Here is a 3,106-nt window from a genome sequence, read left to right as displayed (position 1 = left end):
TTTTACATAGGAAAAACTGAAATTCTATTAAATGAAAATTAGCGATATCCCTTTAAAAATAAGCGTTTAAACCTTAAATTGATCCATTCGATTATTAAAATCTGGACTTAAATTACAACTTTTTCCTGATTAATACAGCTCAAAGTATCTATTATTTTTTTCTTATTGTTTGATTTTGAGCTTTAAATCAATCTAAAAACGATGATTTTTCTCAAATAATAGCCTCAAAAAACACTTTAGAATTGGCTCTAATTATGATAAAATAGTTAAAATTTGGAACTATATCCTTAACAGAATCCAATTCAAAATTGATTACTTTTGTAAAAACCGACATTTTTATGCAAATTGATCTTTCTACGATAGACCCAAAATCAAATATTATAATAAAAGGAGCGCAAGTACATAACTTAAAAAATGTAGATGTTGTGATCCCAAGAAATAAACTTGTTGTTATTACTGGACTTTCAGGATCCGGAAAATCAAGTTTAGCATTTGATACTTTATATGCCGAAGGACAAAGACGTTATGTAGAAAGTTTATCTTCATATGCTCGTCAGTTTTTAGGTCGTTTAGATAAACCAAAAGTTGAATATATTAAAGGAATTGCTCCTGCAATTGCAATTGAACAAAAAGTAAATACAACCAATGCGCGTTCGACAGTTGGAACGTCAACGGAGATTTACGATTATATGAAACTTTTGTATGCCAGAATTGGTCGTACTTACTCGCCTATTTCTGGACAGGAAGTTAAAAAGAATACCGTTACCGATGTTGTTGCAGATGTTAAAAGCCTGCCAATTGACAGCAAATGGCTTCTACTCGCTCCTATTCATTTAGAAGAAGGAAGACAATTAGAAGACAAATTAAAAGTACTTCTGCAACAAGGATTTGCACGTATTCTAGTTGACAATGAAATGATTCGTTTAGATGAATTTTCAGCTTCAGACTTGCATCAGTTTGATAATAAAGATATCTTATTAATAATCGATCGTATTGTAGTTAAAGAGGAAGAAGAATTCTATAACCGACTTGCCGATTCTGTTCAGACTGCATTTTTTGAAGGAAAAGGGATTTGTTATCTACAGGAATTAAATGCTGAGAAAAGATTTTCGTATTCAAATAATTTTGAGTTAGATGGAATTACTTTCTTAGAACCAAATGTTCATCTATTCAGTTTCAATAATCCATATGGAGCTTGTCCAGCTTGTGAAGGTTATGGAAATATCATTGGAATTGACGCTGATTTAGTTGTTCCCAATACTTCCCTATCCATTTTTGAAAGTGCTATTTATCCTTGGCGTGGCGAAAGCATGAGCTGGTACAAAGATGAATTTGTAAAACATGCTTATAAATTTGACTTCCCAATTCATAAACCTTATTTTCAATTAACCGAAGAGCAAAAAGATTTAATCTGGACTGGGAATCAATATTTTCAGGGATTAAATGATTTCTTTAGAGAATTGGAAGAAAAAAATTACAAGATTCAAAATCGTGTTATGCTTTCTCGTTATAGAGGTAAAACAAAATGCCATGTTTGTAAAGGGAAACGTTTACGCGAAGAAGCTTCTTATGTAAAAATAAACGGAAAAACAGTTTCTGATTTGGTTGATTTACCAATAAAACATTTGGTTACTTTCTTTAAAAACATCGAATTGAATGTTTACGAGCAGCAGATTGCTAAACGTTTAATGGTTGAAATCAACAACCGTTTATCTTTTTTAACTGAAGTAGGATTGGATTATCTGACTCTAAACAGAAATTCAGCAACACTTTCGGGAGGTGAATCACAGCGTATTAACCTTGCCACTTCTCTTGGAAGTAGTTTAGTGGGGTCTATGTACATTTTGGATGAACCTAGTATTGGTCTACATCCTAAAGATTCTGAACGATTGATTAAAGTTTTGCTTTCTCTTCGTGATTTAGGAAACACTGTAATTGTAGTGGAACATGATGAAGATATCATGAAAGCTGCTGATATGATTATTGATATAGGTCCAGAAGCAGGAACCTTTGGAGGAAAACTTGTTGCCCAGGGAACTTATGATGAAATTTTGAAATCAGATTCTTTGACTGCTCAATACCTTAACGGGAATTTAGAAATCTCTGTCCCAAAAAAGAGGAGAAAATTCAAAAATCATATTGATATTGTAGGTGCTCGTGAAAACAACTTAAAAAACATTGATGTTACTTTTCCATTAGATGTATTAACCGTTGTTACTGGAGTTTCAGGAAGTGGAAAAAGTACTTTAATTAAAAAAATATTGTTTCCTGCTATGCAGAAAAAACTGGAAAGTGCCTCTGAAAAAGCGGGACAATTCAGTGAATTAAAAGGTTCATTCTCTCAAATCAAACATATCGAATATGTCGATCAGAATCCGATTGGTAGAAGTTCAAGATCAAATCCTGTAACTTATATCAAAGCGTATGACGATATTCGTGATTTATATGCAAAAGAGAAATTATCGAAAATAAGAGGTTATCAAGCCAAACATTTTTCTTTTAACGTTGATGGTGGCCGATGTGAAACTTGTAAAGGAGAAGGCTCTATAAATGTCGAAATGGTATTTATGGCCGATGTTTCGCTTCCTTGCGAAACTTGTGGAGGAAAAAGATTCAAAAAAGAGATTTTAGAAGTTACTTTTGACAATCAAAATATCAATGATGTTTTGACTATGACGATTGATGATGCAATTGCTTTCTTCGAAAGAAATAAACAAACTAAAATTACACAGAAATTACAACCACTTCAAGATGTTGGTCTAGGATATGTTCAGTTAGGACAATCTTCTTCTACTCTTTCTGGTGGTGAAGCACAGCGTATTAAACTGGCTTCATTTTTAGTAAAAGGCGCTACAAAAGATAAAGCATTATTTGTTTTTGATGAACCTACAACTGGTCTTCATTTTCATGATATTAAAAAACTTCTAGCTTCTTTTGATGCTTTAATAGAAAAAGGACATTCTATTATCGTAATTGAACACAATCTCGATTTAATAAAATGTGCCGACTGGATTTTGGATTTAGGTCCTGAAGGAGGAGAAAATGGAGGACATTTATTAGCTTCGGGAACTCCTGAAGATATTGTAAAAGTAAAAGAATCTGTAAC

At 32.5% G+C, this 3,106-nt stretch carries 1 protein-coding gene; it reads left to right on the top strand.

Translation table 11 applies throughout. From position 1 onward, the window contains the following. Positions 1–338 precede the first annotated feature (338 nt). A partial coding sequence (uvrA, locus tag VGE71_RS09725; RefSeq protein ID WP_331138154.1) for an excinuclease ABC subunit UvrA occupies positions 339–3,106 on the top strand: 2,768 nt, incomplete at its 3' end.

This window comes from Flavobacterium sp. (assembly GCF_036405015.1).
Lineage (GTDB): Bacteria > Bacteroidota > Bacteroidia > Flavobacteriales > Flavobacteriaceae > Flavobacterium.
Note: the sequence above shows the minus strand (reverse complement) of the source record. Positions and strands in the feature narration are given on the sequence as shown.